The sequence below is a fragment of the Streptomyces sp. NPDC050658 genome (assembly GCF_044457025.1).
GTDB lineage: Bacteria > Actinomycetota > Actinomycetes > Streptomycetales > Streptomycetaceae > Streptomyces.
Genome location: NZ_JBITGM010000004.1, coordinates 293,923 through 311,496, shown reverse-complemented (window position 1 = coordinate 311,496; position 17,574 = coordinate 293,923). Strand labels below are relative to the sequence as shown.

Sequence of the window (17,574 nt, the reverse complement as noted above, 5' to 3'; positions counted from 1 at the left end):
GACCCATGGCCTGCGGGCACACGGACGCACGGGCCCGCGGTCCCACGGACACACCTGGAACTCCAACGCCGTTGATAGCGTTCGGCGTTGAGTGAGAGGACGGACATCAAACACATGACAGCAGCGACGAGCGGTACCTTCCGCATCGGTGGCGAACTCGGAGTGCGGCGGCTCGGGTTCGGGGCCATGCGGCTGCCCACGGAGCCCGGCCCGGCCCGCGAGGCCTCGATCGCGGTGATCCACCGTGCCGTGGAACTCGGGGTCACCCTGATCGACACGGCGTTCATGTACGGCTGGGGCGCCAACGAAGAGCTGCTCGCCGAGGCCCTGTACCCGTACCCCGACGACGTGCTCATCGCGACGAAGGTCGCCATCGAGGAAGCGCCATCCCGCGAGGACGCGAAGGTCAACGGACGGCCCGAGTTCCTCCGGGGGCAGGTCGAGCAGGCGCTGCGGCGGCTGAGGACCGAGCGGATCGAACTGCTCCAGATGCACCGGCTCGACCCGGAGATCCCGATCTCCGAACAGCTCGGCGCGCTGCGGGAGTTGCGGGACGCCGGCAAGATCGGCCACATCGGACTCTCCGAGGTCACCGTCGCCGAGCTGGCCGAGGCGCGGAAGACCGTGGAGATCGCGAGCGTGCAGAACCGCTACAACGTCCTCGACCGCGAGCACGAGAGCGTCCTCGACGCCTGCGCCGAGGCGGACATCGCCTTCCTGCCCTGGCGCCCGGTGCACCCCGCCGCGGCGACCGGCACCGCACAGACGGCCGAGATCGCGGCGGTGGCGGCCGAACTCGACGCCACGGCGGCGCAGGTGGCGCTCGCGTGGCTGCTGGACCGCTCACCGGTGGTGCTGCCGATTCCGGGTACGGCGTCGATCGGCCACCTGGTGGAGAACGTCGCGGCGGCGGGCATCCGGCTGACCGAGGAGCAGCGCGGGCGGCTTGACGCCTTGGCGGCGCCCTGAGCCGTCGTACTCAACCTGACGTCGATGTCGATGTCGATGTCGATGTCGACGCCGACTTCGATGTCGTGGAGGCGGGGCGGTCGATCCGGTAGAGGAAGTGGGCGCGGTCGTCGGCAGGGTTGTCCGGTTCCAGGTCGATGTCGGCGATGCGGCGCAGGCCTGCCTTCTCCAGCGCTCGCCATGACGCGATGTTGCCCGCCTGTACGGGTACGAGCAGTGCGGCGGCGTCCGGATGGTCGGTCCACGTGGCCTGGATGACGGCCCGCAGCATGCGGGTGCCGAGGCCCCGGCCCGTGTGCCGGGTGTCGCCGATCAGGTAGTCGAGGCTCACGGCCCCGTCCGGGACCTCGGCCTGGTCGGCCAACTCCTCCAGATACTCGGGGTAGTCGGCGAGGCGGCAGCGCTGCACAAGGGCGAAGGGTGCACCCGCCAGGAGCATGAGCAGGTCCTCGGAGGGTTCCTCGCCGCGGGCGGCGGGCCCGAAGTCGCGGGCCACGTCTTCGGGCGAGGTGTCGTGGTGCCACCACCGCGCGACGTGCGGCTGCTCGAGCCAGCGGCGCAGCAACGGGAAGTCACGCTCACCGAGGCGGCGCCAGGTGATCGCCGGTTCACCTTGCGGGTTCGGGGACTGCGTACCGGTCATGGCACCGACGGTAACGCGCCGCCGGACGCTGTGGGGTGAGAGGCAGGCCTGTCAGACGAGCAGCTCCGCGGTGTCGAGGAACGTCCGCCCGAACTCCTCGGCGCCGAAGTCGAGGACGTACAGCCCCGTGGACACCCGCTCCAGGAACCCCCACTCCCAGATGGCCCGGGCCTCGATCCCGGTCCGTTCCGCGAGCAGCGCGCAGTACGAGCGGGCCAGTGTGGGGGCATCTCCGTCGAGCAACTCCGCGCACCAGTCGCGGAGCACCACGCCGAGGTCGTACGCGGGTTCGGCGAGGAAGCCGTCGGGATCCACGAAGACGAAGCCCGCCGCGGCTCCCGCCCGTGGGACCGGCGTACGCAGGGCGTTTCCGGGGTGCGGGTCGCCATGTACGACGACACAGCGCTCGGGATCGAAGGCGGCGGCGCGGCGCTCCGCGAACTCCAGGGCCTGTGCGACGACCCGCTCCGAACAAGGCCGGCCGAGACTCTCCCACAGCCGCCGCACCAGCTCGCCCAGGGCTCGGGCCTTCTCCTGGGCGGGGTCGACGGCCTTCTCCTCCGGGCGGGGCGGTCGCCAGGCCTGCCGCAACATGGCGCACAGTGTGTCCAGTTGGCGGCGGGGCGAGAGCCCGAGACGGTCCATGGGCGTCCCGAGCGCTTCCAGCAGCATGGCGTGCCGGTCGAGGTCGTGGGCGAGGAGCTGCGCGTATCCCCGCCCCTCCGCGTACCGCAGGGCCCGCACCTGGGCCGCGAAGCCGTCGTCGGGCAGGGCCAGTTTGAGCACCGCGTCCCGCCCGTCGCGGGCGCGGGCGCGCGCCACGTACGAGGTGCTGCCGCCGGGCAGCGGCGACCCGACCGCGATCGACCAGCGCCGCTCCATATCGGCGACAAGCCCCGGAAGCCGGGCGAGCCAAGCCTCGCCCGCCGGCCCGAGGCTCTCGGCCTTCTGACGTACGAGGGGCTGCACTGCGACGGCGTGATCGGTCACGTGCCCGATGGTGCCGTATGGCCGGGCGGTCGCATGCTCAGTCGGCCGATGCCGGCGTCCGGAGCGTGCCCTCGGGGAGGACGGGCGGTTCCCCGGTGGTCCAGATCACGTCGACCGCCATACGGCTGATGCGCCAGCCGTCGGGGGTGCGCCGGAGCTCCGTGTCGAAGCGGCCGCCCACGGTGAAGAGGGGGTGTGCGGTCTCGCCGCGGGCGCGCAGGGTGCTGTCGTGATGGACGTGGGTCATCAGGGCGTTCCATGAGGCGGTGGCGTGGTCCGTTCCGTCCTCGGTGTCGACCAGGAGGTCGGAGGAGATGTGCTGCGTGCCGGCGAACCTGCCGATCGCCACTTCGGTGTGCGCGACGACGTCGGCGCCCTCGGAGGTGCCGACGGGGGTGTCCGTCCGTACGTCGTCGGTGAAGTAGGCGCGCCCCCAGCCTTCGTCGAACTTCCGCTCGTCCAGGGCGCGGAAGAACCGGCTGACGAGCAGGGCGATGTCGAGGTGATCCGTGTGCGTGGTCATGCCCCGAGCTTCGTACCTCAACCATGCTTGAGGTCAAGTCCCGGCTTCCGGGTGGGCTCAGGCAGGGCTGCCTACTCCTCGCGCTCCGCCGCCACGATGTCCAGGAGGCCCGGGAATCGCTGCTCCAGGTCCGCCCTGCGCAGAGTCGCCATTCGGCTGTTGCCTCGGGAGACCTGTTGGACCAGGCCCGCCTCGCGCAGTGCGCGGAAGTGATGGGTGACCGTTGCCTTGGAGACCGGGAGTTCGAAGGAGCTGCAGGTGCGTGCGGTGCCTTCGGGGGCGGCGGCCAGCTCGCGCACCACGCGGCGGCGCAGTGGGTCCGCCAATGCCGCCAGTACTGGGCCGAGTTCCATCTCCTCGACGGCCGGGTGGCCTTCTTCGTCGGGCATCCGGCTGTCCCCTCTCTCTCCTTGCGGCTAGGTACGGCTTGCATCGTACCTAGGGAGTCGTTAGCGTGCGTGCTCGGTAGGTACGAGTTTCGTCGTACCTACCGCCCAGTCGTGTTCAACCCTGAGGAGCGCACCTTCATGACCCCGCCGTTCACCCTCGTCGGCACTGCCCGCCCCAAGCCCGAGCGCGCCGCGGAACTGAAGGAACTGCTGCTCTCCTTCGTCGTGCCGACCCGGCAGGAGCCCGGCTGCCTGGAGTACCACTTCCACGAGGACCGGGCCGAGCCCGGCGTCTTCGTCTTCTATGAGGCCTGGCGGTCCGAGGCGGATCTCGACGCGCACCTCGCGCTCCCGCACATGCGGGCCTTCTGGGAGCGGCGGATGGACTACCTGGAGTCCGACCTGGACATCCGCTTCCTGACGATGCACAGCCCGTACCAGCGATAGCTCGTACCAGCGATAACCCGTACCGGCGATAGCCCGTATCAGCGGTAACCCTTACCGGTGATAAAGTGATCGGTGTTCGTGTTCGACCGGATCGAGGAAGTAGGGAGGTGGGGTTGATGACCGCGCCGAAGGCCACTGCCATGCGTGCCGCCCGGACCACCCTCACGTCCCGGGCCGTGGCCTGACCCTCATCCGGATGCGCCTCGCCGGGAGCGTGAGCTCGCGAGGCGGCACTCACACGAACCCACCATGAAACGGATTCTCGTCCATCATGAGCAACAGCCTGAAGTGGATCACGCGCGCCGAGACCAGCGCTGACATCCCCGCCATCCGCGACATCGTCGTCGCCGCGTTCGACACCCCGTCGGAGGCGGACCTCGTCGACGCCCTGCGCGCCGACTCCGCGTGGCTCGACGGACTCTCCGTCGTGGCCACCGACCAGGAAGGCAAGGTCGTCGGCCACGCGCTGCTGACCCGCTGCCACATCGGTGACACCCCGGCCCTGTGCCTCGCTCCCGTCGCCGTACTTCCCGAGTACCAGAAGACCGGCGCCGGTTCCGCGGCCATCCGTGCGGTGCTGGACATCGCCAGGGACAGGGGCGAGCGCTTCGTCACCGTCCTCGGGCACCCGGCGTACTACCCGAGGTTCGGCTTCTCCCGAGCCTCCGCCCACGGCATCGGGCTCACCATCGACGTCCCGGACGAGGCCATGATGGCCCTCGCCCTGGACGCCGGGCACCCGCTGCCCGCCGGCACCGTGCGCTACGCCGCGCCGTTCGGCATCTAGCGACGCCCGGCGGCATCTGATGACAGGCCGCCGTGCCGGGGCTGGTACTTGTCCCGGCACGGCGGCTGGCATCATCGAGGGATGTCTGACTTGATCATCGCCGCCTGTGACGGAGCCGCGAAGAAGAACCCCGGACCGGCGGCATGGGCCTGGGTGGTCGCCGATGCCGACGGCACCCCGCGCCGCTGGGAGGCCGGACCGCTCGGCCACTCCACTAACAACGTGGCCGAACTGACCGCGCTGGCCGAGCTGTTGGAGGCGACGGACCCGGCGCTCCCGCTGGAGGTCCGGATGGACAGCCAGTACGCGATGAACGCGGTCACCAAGTGGATCGCGTCCTGGAAGCGCAACGGATGGCTGACCGCCGCGAAGAAGCCGGTCGCCAACAAGGACCTCGTCGTACGCATCGACGCGCTGCTCCAGGGGCGCGACGTGACCTTCCGGCATGTCGCCGCCCACCAGGTGGACGGCGACCACCTCAACGCGATCGCCGACGTCGCGGCGAGCGACGCCGCGACCTCCCAGGAGCCCGCCGGAACCGCGCACGGCGCTCTGGAGATCCCGCAGCCGCGCCCCGAACGCATGACGGCCACGCCCGCGAGCCGCACGCGCAAGAGCACCGGCGGGGGCGCAGCCAAGCAGTCCTCCGCCAAGAAGGGCCCCGCCCCGGTCATCAAGGCGAAGTTCCCCGGCCGCTGCCACTGCCAGAAGCCCTATGAGGCCGGCGAGAAGATCACGAAGAACGCGCACGGCTGGGGCCATGTGGAGTGCCGGGACGCCTGACGGCCACCGCGAGCCCCGGTCGGGGGCGTGACTCGGCGCGGCGGCGGCGAAGGCGAGGGCGAGGGCGAGGGCGAGGACCATCATGCCGCGCCGCGTACGCCTCAGGCGAACGCGCTGAACACCGCTTCCGCGCGTTCGCGTCGGGCGTGCAGGTCCCAGACCTCGTCGGCGATCGTGTCCGGGTTCAGGGACATCTTGCCCACGTCGCCGAAGGTCTCCGGCCGGGAGGTGATCGAGCGGTGGATGTCGCCCCGCTCGATCAGCCCGCCGATGATCAGGCTGGCCGCGTGGATTCCCTTGTCGGCCAGTGCCGCGTTGAGGGTCAGGGCGTAGTTGCGCAGCGCCGCCGACGAGATCGCGAAGGCGCCCAGCGGGGGCATCGGCGTGAGGGCGCTGAGGCCGCCGGCGAAGAGCAGGCCGCCGTCGCCGCGTTCGAGCATGCCGGGCAGCACCTTGTTCACCACGTCGAGCGCCGGATACATCAGGTTCATCGCCGCTCGGGCGCTCTCCGCGTCCGTCTCGGTGATCGGCTTCGGACGGGCGTCCGGGTCGTCCGCGCCCGGCCCGTAGTAGACGAGGTCGATGGTCCCGTACCGCTCGGCGATGGCATCGAGCGCGGCGAGGAGCTGTTCGCGGTTCTGTACGTCGGCCACGAAGGCGCCGGCCTCGATGCCCGCCTCCGACAGCTCGGCCACGTATCCGGAGTGCCGGGCGCCGCTGCGGGAGACCAGCGCTACGGAGTACCCCTCGCGGCCGAAGCGGTGCGCGATGGACATGCCGAGTCCGGGGCCGGCCCCGATCACGACGGTGGTCCCGCGTGCTGACGCGGATGAAGAGGTGGGTTCAGGCATGGCTGTTGCCCTTCAGGTCGAGAGTGGAGGGGCGGGGGGGCGACGGTCGAGGGACGAGGGGCGAGGGCGAGGGGCGAGGAAATGGAAACGTGAGGGGTGCCTCAAGTTTCATTCGACCGTAGCACGGAACATGAGGGGTGCCTCAGGTTTCGTATGATGGGCGTATGGCAGCCGGAACCAAGCCGCTGCGCGCCGACGCCGCGCGCAATCGGGACAAGCTCATCGCCGCCGCCACCGAAGTGTTCGGTGAGCGCGGGCTCGACGCGCCGCTGGAGGAGATCGCGCGCAGGGCGGGCGTCAGCATCGGCACGCTCTACAACCGCTTCCCCACCCGCGAGGCCTTCTTCGACGCGATCTTCCCGGAGCGGCTGGCCGCCGTGGACCGCATCGCCGAGGCTGCCCTCGCCGACGACGACCCCTGGCACGGCTTCGTCGGCTTCGTCGAAGGGCTCTTCGCGCTGCAGGCCGAGGACCGCGGTCTCAACGACGCGCTCGCCCAGCGGTTCCCCGAGGCCACCGAGGTGAACGAGGCCTGCCGCCGCGGGTTCCGGCACGTGGAGCGGATCATCCGGCGGGCCCAGGAGAGCGGTCAGCTGCGGCCCGACTTCGAGCCCGCCGACCTCGTCACCCTCACCTGGGCCATGGCTCAGGTCATCCGGGAGTCCATGGCCGCGGCCCCGGACGCCTGGCGGCGCTGCCTGGCGTTCCACCTCGACGGACTGCGCGCCGACGCCGCCCGCCCCATCGCCGTACCGGCCCTCACCGAAGGGCAGCTCGCCGCGGTCGTGCGAAGGTAGACGGGGGCTGGCCAGATCCTTGCGGTTCCTGTCGCTCTGGCCACTGATGGTGTCCCAGGCCCGCGGCAGAAGATCGTGGACATGAAGATTCTCTGGGTATTCGCCCATCCCGAAGGCCGCTCCCTCAACGGCTCGTTGCGCGACGACGGGATACGGGCGCTGCGCCAGGCGGGGCACGAGGTCCGCGAGTCCGACCTGTACGCCATGCGCTGGAAGCCGGTGGTGGACGCCGACGACTTCCACCGGGAGTCGGCGGACCGGCTGCTGGTCGGCGCCGCGCAGGAACAGGCCCACGCGGCGGGCAAGTTGTCCGACGACATCGCGGCCGAGCAGGAGAAGATCGCCTGGGCGGACACGCTGGTCTTCCAGTTCCCGCTGTGGTGGTTCGGGCCGCCCGCGATCCTGAAGGGATGGTTCGACCGGGTGCTCGTGCAGGGTTTCGCCTTCGGGCTCCAGGACGAGCTGGGGCGGACCCTGCGGTACGGGGACGGCGGCCTCGCCGGGAAGCGGGCCATGGTGATCACCTCGGTCGGCGCGCGGGAGTCCGGATTCGGGCCGCGCGGCATCCACGGGCAGGTGGACGAGGTGCTCTTCCCGCTCCTGCACGGCGTCTTCTGGTACACGGGCATGGCGGCCCTTCCGCCGTACGTCGTCTACGGCGCCGACCGACTCGACGCCGCCGGCTACGGTGTCCGCACCGCCGAACTGTGCGCCAGGCTCCGCGAGTTGCCCGACACCGCCCCGCTGCCCTTCCGCCACGAGCACGGCGGCGACTACGACGACGAGCTCGTCCTGCGCCCGGAGATCGCCCCGGAGCTGACGGGCGTCGCAGCGCACCGCGCACCGCGCCCGGCAGGGCGGACCCCGGACGGCGGCCGACACCGCCGGGCGTCATAGGCTCGCCGTATGACCCGCTTCGAAGTCGTCACCCGCGTCGCCGCACCGCCGGAACTCGTCTTCGACATCTCGCTCGACGTCGACGTGCACACCGCCTCCATGGCCGCCTCCGGCGAGCGGATCGTCGGCGGGGTCGAGGCCGGGGGCATGCGGCTCGGGGAGTCCGTCACCTGGCGCGCCAGGCACTTCGGGGTCCAGTGGCGCATGACCTCCCGGATCACTGCCTTCGACCGGCCGGGGTACTTCGTCGACGAGCAGGTGTCCGGGCCGTTCGCCCGCTGGCACCACGCCCATCACTTCGAGCCGGACGGCCGCGGCGGCACCGTGATGCGCGACGTCATCGAATTCGCCGCCCCGCTCGGCCCGTTGGGCAGGCTGGCCGAGTGGACCGCGCTCAACCGCTATATGCCGCACCTCATCCGCAGCCGGAACGATCACGTCAAGGCGACGGCGGAGGCGGCCGACCGCCGATCGCCGGGCCCGCGGGCAGGAAGCGGCCCCGAGTGAGCCACAACCGCCCGACGGACGAAGACCTCGACAACCTCGACAACCTTGACGACTTCGCAGACCTCGGCGACCTTGGCGATCTCGGCGACCTCGACACCATCGAGGAGATCGCCGCGGCCGCGACCCCCGGCCCTTGGCACGTCCGGCAACTCGACGACGACCACGCCATGAGCCTCGTCGCCGTGAGCACCGCTCCCGAGTCGGGACGCGGCGAGCGGTGGCCCGACTTCGACCACGGCGAGATCGTCGCCGCCACGCTCGTCCAGAGTCCGCGGTACGCCGATACAGCCGACGCCCGCTGGGACGAGAACGCCCGGTTCATCGCCCGTGCCCGCGAGGACGTCCCGCGCCTCGTCGCCGAGATCCGCCGCCTGCGCCGCCGCCTCGGGGAAACGTAGGCCCGGCGGGGCGCGCCCCAGCTCACACCGGCACCCAGCTCACACCGGCATCCCCCTCACACCGGCACCGCGCTCCGCGGATCCCCTTGCGCCACGTCCCGCGCGATCTCCCGTGCCGTCCGCGCGAACGCCTCGATCGCGCCTGTGTCGTCACCGGCACGCCACACCATGCCGTACCCGACCGGCTCCGCGTCCGCGAAGGGGACGTACGCGACGCCCGGCCGCGCGTAATACGTCCCCGTGTGCGCGGGAGCGAGCAGCGCGCCCTTGCCCGCCGCGACCAGCATCAGGGCCTCCTGCATATTGGTGACGCCGGGCCCGCGGCTGATGGCGCGCCCCGACGGCGTACGGGACGGCACATGGTGCTCGAGCCAGTAGTCGGGGACCTCGCCCGCGATGGTCAGCAAGGACACGTCCGCCAGGTCCTCCGGTGACACCGTGTCCCGGCCGGCCAGCGGATGGCCCGCCGGCACGGCGAGCACCCGCTCCTCCGCGAGCAGCGGGGGACCGGCGCCGAGATCCGCCTCGCGGACCGGGAACTCGGTGAGCTGGACGTCGAAATCGCCGCTGCGCAGCTGCCCGTACGGATCGGAGAGCGGTACCTCGCAGATCTCCACGGCGAGACCGGGGTGGCTCGCGCGCAGCGCCTCCGTCGCCTTCATCACGATCTCGCCGGTCAGCGGGTTGGAGAAGCCGACGTGCAGGACGCTCTCGATGCCGCGCGCGGTGGCGGCGGCCCGTTCGAGCGCGGCCCCGATCGCTCGATGGTGCGGTTCGAGGTCGGCACGGAGCTGACGGCCCAGCGAGGTGAGCGCGACGCGGCGGCTGGTGCGCAGGAACAGCGGGGCGCCGACGCGTCGTTCGAGGCGCTGGACCAGCTGGCTGACGCGGGCGCGGGAGAGCCGCATCCGGTCGGCCGTGCGGCCGAAGTGCAACTCGTCGGCGAGCAGCAGAAAGCACTCCAGTTCATCGCGCTCCATCGACGTTCCCCCAGCTCGGATCGGATCGGTAAGCCCGGTTGAACGAACGTTGCGATCTTCGCCGTTGTTCCGCCGCGCGGCCCGATCGATGGTGAGAAGGAAGCACGAGAACAAGTGAAGCAAGTGAAGCAAATGAAGCAAGTGAACAAGGGAACAGAGGAATCGACATGAGTACGCCGACAGGCACAGGCACAGATACACGCACAGATACAGGCACAGATACAGCTACAGATTCAGCCACAGCCCTGAAGCCGCGCGAATGGGGCATCCTCCTCGTCCTGTGCGGCGCGATCTTCCTCGAGGGCATCGACGTGGCGATGCTCAACGTGGCCCTTCCGTCCATCCGTACCGACCTGGGCCTGTCCACCGGCAGCCTCCAGTGGGTGATGAGTGCGTACGTCCTCGGCTACGGCGGCTTCATGCTGCTCGGCGGGCGCGCGGCGGACCTCTTCGGGCGCCGTCAGATGTTCGTCCTGTGGCTCACGGTCTTCCTGCTCTTCTCGGGGCTCGGCGGATTCGCCACCGAGGGCTGGATGCTGATCGTCGCCCGCTTCGTCACCGGAGTCGCCGCGGCCTTCATGACCCCGGCCGGACTCTCCATCATCACCACCGGATTCGAGGAGGGCCCGCGGCGCAACAAGGCCCTGCTCTTCTACTCGGGAACGGCCGCGGGCGGTTTCTCGATCGGCCTGGTCATCGGCGGGCTGCTCGCCTCGGTCGGCTGGCGCTGGGTCTTCTTCGCCCCCGTGGCGCTCTCCGCCGTGATCCTGCTCGCCGCGCTCGCCTTCGTGCCCAAGTCGCCGCGCCCCGCCCGCACCGGGACGGGCATCGACCTGGCCGGCGGCCTCACCGTCACCGCGTCCATCGTGCTGCTCGTCCTCGGCGTCGAGCGGGCCTCCCACACGAGCCTCGCCGCGACCCTCGGCACCCTCGCCGCGGGCCTCGCGCTCCTCGGGGTCTTCGTCGCCGTCGAACGCCGCACGGCCGCGCCGCTGGTCCGGCTCGGCATCTTCCGCAACGGCGCGCTCGTCCGCGCCAACGTGGCCGGACTGCTCTTCGCGGCAGGCTTCTTCGGGTTCCAGTTCCTGGTCGTGCTCTACCTCCAGGAGCTGCGCGGCTGGTCCATCCTGCAGACCAGCTTCGCGATGATCGTCATCGGGCTCGACGCGGTGCTCTCGCCCACCCTCACGCCCAAGCTCGTCGAGCGGTTCGGCAACGCGCGGGTGATCTTCGGCGGACTGCTGCTGGCGGCGCTGGCCTACGCCCTGTTCCTGCCGGTCGGCGCGGACTGGACGTACGCGGCGATGTTCCCGAGCCTGGTGATCCTCAGCCTCGGCTTCGCCCTCGCCTACGGGCCGCTGACCATCGTCGCCACCGAGGGCGTCAAGGAGGAGGAGCAGGGCCTGGCCGGCGGACTCCTCTACACCTCCTTCCAGTTCGGCGCCGCGCTCGGCCTCTCCACGGTCACCGCCGTCAACGTCGCCGCCACCGCGTCCGCCGCCCCCGCCGACCTGCTCGACGGCTACCGCGCGGCCCTGTGGGTGCCGCTCGCCGCGGTGCTCCTCGCGGCAGCGGTCAGCGCCTTCGGGCTCCGCTCACGGGCGGGGCGGGTGACGGCGTCCGGTACGCCCGCCGAGGACCCGGCGGACCTGCCCGCGGCCCGCTGAAATCCCCTCAACTCACCGATCCAGCAAAGGAGTACCCGGTCATGACCACCACCAGGACCAGCGACTTCTCCGCGGTGCGGGACACGTTCTTCTCCTACGTACGCGACATCAAGTACGCCACGATGATCACCGTCGACCGCAGGAACCGCCCCCGTGCCCGAGTCCTGCTGCCCGTCTGGGAGATCGTCGACGGCCGCCCGGTCGGCTGGCTCGCGGCGTACAAGACCCCGGTGAAGACGGCCCATTTGGCGCGCAACCCGCACACCACCTACTCCTACTGGAACCCCCGGCAGAACACCCTCCACGTCGACTCCCTCTCCGCCTGGAGCGACGACAAGGCCGCCAAGCGGCACGCCTGGGAGCTGTACGAGAGAGGCGGGCCGCCAGGGGTCGGGTACGACCCCGTGCACTACTGGAGCGGCGGCCCTGACGACCCCGAGTACGAGGTGATCCGCATCGATCCCTGGCGGATCCAGCTGGTACGCGGTTCGGATCTGCGCAGCACGATTTGGCAGCCGGAGCCGGACTGATGCGGGGATGATGGTGGCCGGTGTGGAGTCTCAGGAAGCTGCCCGGAGTCTCAGGGTCCTGCCCGGAGACGCGCGCACCGGCCCGGAGTCCCACACAACGGAGGTCCGTACGTGAACGGAGATCCCCTGGCGGCGCGGACGCCCGCGGAGCTGTTCGACAACTGCCGTGCGGACGCGCGGCGCGTGGCGGACAGACTCAAGCAGTGGGACGGCGACGATCCCGCGCTGCCCGAGGCCGTCGACGCGGGGCTCCTCCACGAGGAGGCGACGGCGGAGGAGGCGCGGGAGCTGGCGGACTGGCGACCGGCCGCCGACCGCCGCCGCAACGGCGTCTTCATGGACGCCACCACCATCGGCATCGCCACCCGGCTGCTGGCCGGTGACCGCCGCTGGCTGACCCCGCTGACGCTGTGGGACCTCGCCGCGTTCACCGACCGGGTGATCATGTCGGACCGGATCCACTACGCGGGAGAACACCTCGTCCCCGCCGCGAAGCTCAATCAACTCCTGGGCGGGGAAGAGGTGTTCGAGAGCGTCCCGCCGTTGTCGCGATGGGAGGCGGAGGTGCCGGGGAGGCTCTATGAGCGGAGCCTGAGCGCGTACCACGAACTGATCGCACCCCTCGCCCACCAGCGGGAGCTGCCTCCCGGCACGTACTGGGCCGACGCCGTGGGCCGGGTGGCGGACGCCTGGGCGCTGGTGACGGGACGGCCCGTGCGCCCCGACGAGGCGCTGATGGCGTGCGAGAGCCAGCGCTGGTTCACCCCGAAGCTGACGCTGCTGCGCGACCCCTACTGCGGCGATCTGCCGGCGCCGTCCACGGAGGCCTGCGCACCCGTGCTCGGTGACGTGACCTACCGGGCGTACGCCTCGCAGTGCTTCGCCGACCTGCTCGGACTGCCGTACGCGCCGGCCACCGCGCGGATGCCGTTCCGCCACTACTTCTGCGCGCGCGGCTGGGAGTTGGAGGACGCGCTGCTCACCGGTGAGGCCGCGCACCGCGCCTACCGCGAACTCGCCCGCGAGCAGGACCTCGTCCTGCCGGTGTTCCTCGCCGTCGCGCTCGCCGACGCCCGGCGTCCCGAGGACGTGTGGCCGCGCCTCGCCGAACTCCGGGAGCAGGCAGGCGGGTTCCGCGCCCGACGGGCCGAACTCGATGCGGCGCTGGCCCGCGGCGAGGTGTCCGACACGTCCAGGGAACTGCTCATGGCGGTGCGCAGCGAGGCCGTCAAGCTGACCGAGGTGTGCGGGCACGGCTTCTCGCTGATGGGGAAGATCGCGGGCAGGCTCACCCGGGCGACGCCGCCGCAACTCCCCGACGCGGTCACGACGTTGCTGGGCATCGACGCGGCGAAGGTCCCGGCGGGACTTGGTCGCCGCCTGTGGTGGCAGTGCTTCCGCCCCGAGCTGCGCTTCCTCGTCCAAGTGCGGTCCCAGTCACGGGAGATGACCGACGCCATGCCGCAGGTCGGCAGGCTCTGGGGGCTGCCGCCGGGCCGGGCCGACGGCTTCCGGGACCGCTTCGAGAAGCTGTCGCGGTTGCGTACGGTCAACTGAGCCCGCGAGCGTCGCGGTGCCGTCCGCGCAGGTCAGTCGAACCGGGTCTCCGTCGCCCTGATCCGGGCCCGCACCACGGGGTGCCGGGCGAGGTCCGGGTCGAGGCGTGTGCTCTCGTAGACCCAGGCGCGGGCGAGCTGCTCGGGTTCGAGACCCCAGGTCTCGGTCAGATCGGCGCTGTGCAGATTGGCCTGGTCGAGCCGCGCCCCGCCGAGGTCGGCGCGCCGCAGCCGGGTGTTGTACATGTACGCGTCGCCGAGATCGGCCCCACGCAGGTCCGCGTACTCGAAGTCCGAGGCCCCCAGGCCCGCGTGCGAGAGGTCCGCGCCCCGCAGCTCGGCGTACTGCGCCTCGACGTTCACCAGCTCGCATCCCCGCAGATGGGCGTCGACGAGCCGGACGTCGCGCAGCCGGGAGCGGGACAGATTCGCCTTCTCCATGCGTACGCCGGTCAGGTCGGCGGCGTCGAGCCGGGCCTCCCGCAGATCCGCCGAGCGGAGCACGGCCTCCCTGAGGTCGGCGTGTTCCAGCGATGAGGCGTTGAAGGAGGCGAACGTCAGTTGTGCGCGCCGCAGATCGGCGTGGTCGAGCATGGCGCGGTGCAGGTCGGCGAATTCGAGGCGGGCGTCCTCGGCATGGGCGTGCTGGAGGTCGGCGCCCCAGAAGACGGCGTGCTCCGCGCGCACCCGGCGCAGATCGGCTCCCCACAGGTGCGCGTTGGTCAGATTGGCGTGGCCGAGCTGGGCCGACGCGAGGTTCGCCCGCTCCAGGAAGGCCCACTTCAGGTGGGCGTCGCGCAGGTCGGCCCCGCCGAGATCGGCGTCCTGGAGGTCGCTGTTGCCCAGCCGGGCATGCGCCCAGCGGCCCTGGCCGGCGTCCGCGCCGCGCAGGTCGATGCCGTCGAGGCCGAGGGGGCGTGGCTCGACGGCATCGGGGCGGTGGGCCAGTGCCGTGAGGGCGGCCTGGACGTCCGGGGGAGGGGTGACGGGGGTGCGTCTGCGCAGGAACACCGGTGACATGCGGGAGAGTTGGGGATGCTCGACGCTGCCGCGCACGAACCGGACGAGATCCTCGACGATCCCGTCGTGCTCCCCGCCCCGTGTGTCCGGCGCGGCGAGCAGCCCGCCGAGGGCGGTCACCGCGGCCAGCCGGGCCTCCGGCTGATCCGACGTCAGGTCCGCACGGTGGATCTCGATCGTCACCGTTCCCCGTCACCTCTCAAGGCCCGTCGCCGTCCAGGAGGCCACCAGGCTAGCGGACACGGCTCACTCCGGTCCGGGGCCGAACCTGCGCCGGTATGCCGACGGTGTGAGCCCGGTCTCGCGGCGCAGCAGGGCGCGGAGATTGGCGGTCGTGCCGAGGCCGCTGCGGCGGGCGACCACGTCGAATCCGGACACGCCCCGCTCGATCAACCGGCAGGCCAGTGCGACGCGTTCGCCGGTGAGCCAGACGAGCGGCGTGGTGCCCAGCTCGGCCTGGAAGCGCCGGTGCAGGGTCGCGGGGCTGAGGGCCGCCCGCGCGGCGAGGTCGGGCACGGTGAGGGGCGCGTCGAGCCGCTCCTGGGCCCAGGCGAGGACCGGGGCGAGGGACTCGTCCGGCACGTTCGGCACGGGCCGCTCCACGAACTGGCGCTGACCGCCGTCCCGATGGGCGGCGAAGACGAGCCGCCGGCTCACCGAGTTGGCGACCTCCGCTCCGTGGTCCCGGCGGACCAGGTGCAGCCCGAGGTCGAGCGCGGCGGAGCTTCCGGCGGCGGTGAGGATGTCCCCGTCGTCGACGAACAGTACGTCCGGTTCGAGCGTGACCTCGGGAAACCGTGCCCGGAAGGCGTCCGCCCACTGCCAGTGGGCGGTGGCCCTGCGTCCGTCGAGCACCCCGGCCTCGGCGAGCGTGAAGGCGCCGCTGCAGAAGCCGACGAGCCGCGCTCCCCGGTCCCGCGCCCGGCGCACGGCGTCGAGGACGGCCGGCCGGCGCGGCACCTCGACATCAGGCCGGTTGGGCACGATGAGGGTGTCAGCGGTATCGGCGGCTTCGAGCCCCGCGACCCCGGTCAGCGTGAAGAAGCCGTCCCGCATCAGGGTGCGCGGCTCGGGGGAGCAGAGCGCGAACTCATAGAGATCGCGCCCCAGTTCAGGCCTGCGCAGCCCGAACACCTCCGTCGCGCAGCCGAGCTCGAAGGGGTTCGAGTTGGCGTCGACGATGACGACGACGCGGTGCAGCCGCTCGGCCCGGCCGCCCGCGTGAGAGGATTCTTGCGCCATAAGCCATTTCTACCACTCACGCCAAGGCCCGAGCCCGCCGGAAACTGGCCTCATGACCAACGACGAACCAACCCCCATCGCCCTCGACAACGCCCTGGCCTCCTTCGACGCCCTTTGGAGCCCCCGCATCGTCAGCCGCGTCAACGACTACGACGTACGGATCGCCAAGGTGGCGGGCGACCACCTCTGGCACGCCCACGACGACACCGACGAGTTCTTCCTGGTCCTCGACGGCGAACTGCGCATCTCCCTGCGCGAGCCCACGGGCGAACGCACGGTCACCCTCCCCAAGGGCTCGGTCTTCACCGTCCCCCGCGGCACCGAACACAAGCCGTCCGCACCGTCCGGCGCCGCGATCCTGCTCCTCGAACCCACCGGCACAACGACGGTCGGCGACCGCCACGAGGAAATCCCGGACCACGTCGACGCGACGACGGGGCATGCGCTGGAGGCCTGACGCGAGGGCTACGGCAGGATGGGCTGCCATGGCGGACGGCAGAGACGACCTTGCGGACCTACCGGCGGCAGGGGTGCCGCTGTTCGAGGCTGCCGACGGAGGTCGTGGAGGGCTGCGCGAACGGGTGTCGGTCCGGCTGCTCGGTGAGACGGAATCGGCTCAGAGCATCGCCCGGAGTCCGGCCCTGCCCGTTTCTGTCATGCGGCGCATGGTTCGGCTCATCGGTGTGGAGAACTCCGCGCCACACCAGGCCCGTTCCGCGGCTGGGCAGTAGCCCCCCGCAGCGGTATGCCGGGAGTTGCCCCGTCAACCTCCTGCAGAGAGCGAGCCCGTCATGTGGACCGCCGCCTTCTGGAAGGCCACCTCGGAGCGCGCGCTCCGGACCTTCGCGCAGTCACTCGGCGCCATCCTGGTCGCCGGGGGGACCAGCCTCCTGGACATCGACTGGAAGGCGGCACTGGCCACCGCCGGGATGGCGACGCTCCTGGCCGTCCTCACGGCGGTCGGTGCCGCCAAGGTCGGGTCCGGTGGTCCCGGGCTGACGGAGACCCCTACGGCTCAGGGGGGTGGGGCTACTCCTTGACGCCGGGGGGCCACTCATCCTCGGTGAGGGTTGCCGTCAAGGCCTCCGCCGCCTCAAGTGTCGCCACCACGTCCATGCCGGCGGCCACGGCATCCGTGAAGGCTGACGGCGGCGTTTCGTCGAGGAGGAAGACGAAGTGCAGGGCGAGCGGCGGGAGTTCCTCGTCCGGTGTTCCGTCGGCGTCGAGGCGGAGGTTGGTGTGCCACGCCGCCTGGCAGAGGACCGAGACGAAGAGCCCGAGGAAGTCGGCGTCCAGGAGGCCGTCGGCGTGGTCGATCAGGATCGCGGCGTCCCCTGTGCCGGCCCCGTGGTGGTGGCGGTCGTGCAGGCAGTCCACCAGCGCGTCCCAGTTGTGGCCGAAGTAGCCGGGGAAGTCCAACTCCCGTGCGAAGGCCGTGAACAGGGCGTGGGGGTCGGACAACTCGCGTCCGTTCAGGCGGAACACGGCGCCGCCACGGGACCGGAGTGCGGAGATCTCGGACTGTAGCCAGGACGCGTCCGCGGGGGTGAAGACCACCCAGGGGGCACGGCGTTCGGTGAGGGTGGGGTGCATGCGGG

General features: G+C 71.3%; 22 protein-coding genes. 13 read left to right on the top strand and 9 right to left on the bottom strand.

From position 1 onward, the window contains the following. Window positions 1–114: 114 nt before the first annotated feature. A complete protein-coding gene (locus tag ACIBKX_RS17065) occupies window positions 115–969 on the top strand; it encodes an aldo/keto reductase (RefSeq protein WP_363272710.1) in 855 nt (284 codons plus the stop codon). Between the two features lie 10 nt (window positions 970–979). Here the strand turns inward: ACIBKX_RS17065 and ACIBKX_RS17060 are convergent, their stop codons facing one another. The 4 genes from ACIBKX_RS17060 to ACIBKX_RS17045 all read right to left on the bottom strand — a co-directional run bounded on the left by ACIBKX_RS17060 (window position 980) and on the right by ACIBKX_RS17045 (window position 3,514). Beyond that, window positions 980–1,612, bottom strand: a complete 633-nt coding sequence (locus ACIBKX_RS17060) for a GNAT family N-acetyltransferase (RefSeq protein WP_363272709.1) — start codon at window positions 1,610–1,612, stop codon at window positions 980–982. Window positions 1,613–1,663: 51 nt separating this feature from the next. Beyond that, window positions 1,664–2,602 (bottom strand): aminoglycoside phosphotransferase family protein, encoded by a 939-nt coding sequence (locus tag ACIBKX_RS17055; RefSeq protein ID WP_363272708.1) that lies wholly within the window; start codon window positions 2,600–2,602, stop codon window positions 1,664–1,666. Between the two features lie 37 nt (window positions 2,603–2,639). Then, window positions 2,640–3,125 carry a nuclear transport factor 2 family protein gene (locus ACIBKX_RS17050; RefSeq protein ID WP_363272707.1) on the bottom strand — a complete coding sequence of 162 codons (486 nt, stop codon included), beginning with the start codon at window positions 3,123–3,125 and terminating at the stop codon, window positions 2,640–2,642. 71 nt (window positions 3,126–3,196) lie between these two features. Beyond that, entirely contained in the window at window positions 3,197–3,514 is a 318-nt protein-coding gene (locus ACIBKX_RS17045) for a helix-turn-helix domain-containing protein (protein WP_363272706.1), read from the bottom strand. Window positions 3,515–3,652: 138 nt separating this feature from the next. Between ACIBKX_RS17045 and ACIBKX_RS17040 the strand changes: the two genes are divergently transcribed. The 3 genes from ACIBKX_RS17040 (at window position 3,653) to ACIBKX_RS17030 (ending at window position 5,531) form a co-directional block, all read left to right on the top strand. Continuing rightward, complete coding sequence (locus ACIBKX_RS17040; protein ID WP_363272844.1) at window positions 3,653–3,961, top strand: putative quinol monooxygenase; 309 nt, start codon at window positions 3,653–3,655, stop codon at window positions 3,959–3,961. A 271-nt stretch (window positions 3,962–4,232) separates the two neighbouring features. Beyond that, complete coding sequence (locus tag ACIBKX_RS17035; RefSeq protein WP_363272704.1) at window positions 4,233–4,748, top strand: N-acetyltransferase; 516 nt, start codon at window positions 4,233–4,235, stop codon at window positions 4,746–4,748. Window positions 4,749–4,829: 81 nt separating this feature from the next. Next, entirely contained in the window at window positions 4,830–5,531 is a 702-nt protein-coding gene (locus ACIBKX_RS17030) for a ribonuclease H (protein ID WP_363272703.1), read from the top strand. 101 nt (window positions 5,532–5,632) lie between these two features. On the opposite strand, the gene ACIBKX_RS17025 is transcribed toward ACIBKX_RS17030, so the two are convergent. Next, on the bottom strand, window positions 5,633–6,382 hold the full coding sequence (locus ACIBKX_RS17025) for an SDR family NAD(P)-dependent oxidoreductase (protein ID WP_363272702.1): 750 nt from the start codon (window positions 6,380–6,382) through the stop codon (window positions 5,633–5,635). Window positions 6,383–6,546: 164 nt separating this feature from the next. Here ACIBKX_RS17025 and ACIBKX_RS17020 point away from each other — a divergent pair, with 164 nt between their 5' ends. The 4 genes from ACIBKX_RS17020 to ACIBKX_RS17005 all read left to right on the top strand — a co-directional run bounded on the left by ACIBKX_RS17020 (window position 6,547) and on the right by ACIBKX_RS17005 (window position 8,981). Then, entirely contained in the window at window positions 6,547–7,179 is a 633-nt protein-coding gene (locus ACIBKX_RS17020) for a TetR family transcriptional regulator (protein ID WP_363272701.1), read from the top strand. A gap of 81 nt (window positions 7,180–7,260) precedes the next feature. Next, complete coding sequence (locus tag ACIBKX_RS17015; protein WP_363272700.1) at window positions 7,261–8,076, top strand: NAD(P)H-dependent oxidoreductase; 816 nt, start codon at window positions 7,261–7,263, stop codon at window positions 8,074–8,076. Between the two features lie 9 nt (window positions 8,077–8,085). Further along, window positions 8,086–8,583 (top strand): SRPBCC family protein, encoded by a 498-nt coding sequence (locus tag ACIBKX_RS17010; RefSeq protein ID WP_363272699.1) that lies wholly within the window; start codon window positions 8,086–8,088, stop codon window positions 8,581–8,583. A gap of 98 nt (window positions 8,584–8,681) precedes the next feature. Continuing rightward, window positions 8,682–8,981, top strand: a complete 300-nt coding sequence (locus ACIBKX_RS17005) for a hypothetical protein (RefSeq protein ID WP_363272842.1) — start codon at window positions 8,682–8,684, stop codon at window positions 8,979–8,981. A gap of 56 nt (window positions 8,982–9,037) precedes the next feature. On the opposite strand, the gene ACIBKX_RS17000 is transcribed toward ACIBKX_RS17005, so the two are convergent. Then, window positions 9,038–9,961, bottom strand: a complete 924-nt coding sequence (locus ACIBKX_RS17000; protein WP_363272697.1) for a LysR family transcriptional regulator — start codon at window positions 9,959–9,961, stop codon at window positions 9,038–9,040. 245 nt (window positions 9,962–10,206) lie between these two features. Here ACIBKX_RS17000 and ACIBKX_RS16995 point away from each other — a divergent pair, with 245 nt between their 5' ends. The 3 genes from ACIBKX_RS16995 (at window position 10,207) to ACIBKX_RS16985 (ending at window position 13,715) form a co-directional block, all read left to right on the top strand. Then, on the top strand, window positions 10,207–11,628 hold the full coding sequence (locus ACIBKX_RS16995; protein ID WP_363272841.1) for an MFS transporter: 1,422 nt from the start codon (window positions 10,207–10,209) through the stop codon (window positions 11,626–11,628). Window positions 11,629–11,669: 41 nt separating this feature from the next. Further along, window positions 11,670–12,158 carry a pyridoxamine 5'-phosphate oxidase family protein gene (locus tag ACIBKX_RS16990; protein WP_363272696.1) on the top strand — a complete coding sequence of 163 codons (489 nt, stop codon included), beginning with the start codon at window positions 11,670–11,672 and terminating at the stop codon, window positions 12,156–12,158. 111 nt (window positions 12,159–12,269) lie between these two features. After that, window positions 12,270–13,715: a hypothetical protein gene (locus tag ACIBKX_RS16985; protein ID WP_363272695.1), complete on the top strand. Its 1,446-nt coding sequence runs from the start codon at window positions 12,270–12,272 to the stop codon at window positions 13,713–13,715. A 32-nt stretch (window positions 13,716–13,747) separates the two neighbouring features. Here the strand turns inward: ACIBKX_RS16985 and ACIBKX_RS16980 are convergent, their stop codons facing one another. Continuing rightward, window positions 13,748–14,917: a pentapeptide repeat-containing protein gene (locus tag ACIBKX_RS16980; RefSeq protein WP_363272694.1), complete on the bottom strand. Its 1,170-nt coding sequence runs from the start codon at window positions 14,915–14,917 to the stop codon at window positions 13,748–13,750. Between the two features lie 63 nt (window positions 14,918–14,980). Next, window positions 14,981–15,976 (bottom strand): helix-turn-helix domain-containing protein, encoded by a 996-nt coding sequence (locus ACIBKX_RS16975; protein ID WP_363272692.1) that lies wholly within the window; start codon window positions 15,974–15,976, stop codon window positions 14,981–14,983. 52 nt (window positions 15,977–16,028) lie between these two features. On the opposite strand from ACIBKX_RS16975, the gene ACIBKX_RS16970 reads away from it, so the two are divergent. Together ACIBKX_RS16970 and ACIBKX_RS16965 are read left to right on the top strand one after the other, a co-directional pair. Next, window positions 16,029–16,433 carry a cupin domain-containing protein gene (locus ACIBKX_RS16970; protein WP_363272691.1) on the top strand — a complete coding sequence of 135 codons (405 nt, stop codon included), beginning with the start codon at window positions 16,029–16,031 and terminating at the stop codon, window positions 16,431–16,433. Window positions 16,434–16,767: 334 nt separating this feature from the next. Beyond that, window positions 16,768–17,016, top strand: a complete 249-nt coding sequence (locus ACIBKX_RS16965) for a holin (RefSeq protein ID WP_363272690.1) — start codon at window positions 16,768–16,770, stop codon at window positions 17,014–17,016. On the opposite strand, the gene ACIBKX_RS16960 is transcribed toward ACIBKX_RS16965, so the two are convergent. Continuing rightward, window positions 17,006–17,569 carry a barstar family protein gene (locus tag ACIBKX_RS16960; RefSeq protein WP_363272689.1) on the bottom strand — a complete coding sequence of 188 codons (564 nt, stop codon included), beginning with the start codon at window positions 17,567–17,569 and terminating at the stop codon, window positions 17,006–17,008. The two genes, ACIBKX_RS16965 and ACIBKX_RS16960, sit on opposite strands and share 11 nt — an antisense overlap. Window positions 17,570–17,574: the final 5 nt, after the last annotated feature.

Bases quoted from the DNA above. Each gene is read 5' to 3' on its own strand.
- ACIBKX_RS17065 (WP_363272710.1), top strand. From the start codon at position 115: ATGACAGCAGCGACGAGCGGTACCTTCCGCATCGGTGGCGAACTCGGA.
- ACIBKX_RS17060 (WP_363272709.1), bottom strand. From the start codon at position 1,612: ATGACCGGTACGCAGTCCCCGAACCCGCAAGGTGAACCGGCGATCACC.
- ACIBKX_RS17050 (WP_363272707.1), bottom strand. From the start codon at position 3,125: ATGACCACGCACACGGATCACCTCGACATCGCCCTGCTCGTCAGCCGG.
- ACIBKX_RS17045 (WP_363272706.1), bottom strand. From the start codon at position 3,514: ATGCCCGACGAAGAAGGCCACCCGGCCGTCGAGGAGATGGAACTCGGC.
- ACIBKX_RS17040 (WP_363272844.1), top strand. From the start codon at position 3,653: ATGACCCCGCCGTTCACCCTCGTCGGCACTGCCCGCCCCAAGCCCGAG.
- ACIBKX_RS17035 (WP_363272704.1), top strand. From the start codon at position 4,233: ATGAGCAACAGCCTGAAGTGGATCACGCGCGCCGAGACCAGCGCTGAC.
- ACIBKX_RS17030 (WP_363272703.1), top strand. From the start codon at position 4,830: ATGTCTGACTTGATCATCGCCGCCTGTGACGGAGCCGCGAAGAAGAAC.
- ACIBKX_RS17025 (WP_363272702.1), bottom strand. From the start codon at position 6,382: ATGCCTGAACCCACCTCTTCATCCGCGTCAGCACGCGGGACCACCGTC.
- ACIBKX_RS17020 (WP_363272701.1), top strand. From the start codon at position 6,547: ATGGCAGCCGGAACCAAGCCGCTGCGCGCCGACGCCGCGCGCAATCGG.
- ACIBKX_RS17015 (WP_363272700.1), top strand. From the start codon at position 7,261: ATGAAGATTCTCTGGGTATTCGCCCATCCCGAAGGCCGCTCCCTCAAC.
- ACIBKX_RS17010 (WP_363272699.1), top strand. From the start codon at position 8,086: ATGACCCGCTTCGAAGTCGTCACCCGCGTCGCCGCACCGCCGGAACTC.
- ACIBKX_RS17000 (WP_363272697.1), bottom strand. From the start codon at position 9,961: ATGGAGCGCGATGAACTGGAGTGCTTTCTGCTGCTCGCCGACGAGTTG.
- ACIBKX_RS16990 (WP_363272696.1), top strand. From the start codon at position 11,670: ATGACCACCACCAGGACCAGCGACTTCTCCGCGGTGCGGGACACGTTC.
- ACIBKX_RS16975 (WP_363272692.1), bottom strand. From the start codon at position 15,976: ATGGCGCAAGAATCCTCTCACGCGGGCGGCCGGGCCGAGCGGCTGCAC.
- ACIBKX_RS16970 (WP_363272691.1), top strand. From the start codon at position 16,029: ATGACCAACGACGAACCAACCCCCATCGCCCTCGACAACGCCCTGGCC.
- ACIBKX_RS16965 (WP_363272690.1), top strand. From the start codon at position 16,768: ATGTGGACCGCCGCCTTCTGGAAGGCCACCTCGGAGCGCGCGCTCCGG.
- ACIBKX_RS16960 (WP_363272689.1), bottom strand. From the start codon at position 17,569: ATGCACCCCACCCTCACCGAACGCCGTGCCCCCTGGGTGGTCTTCACC.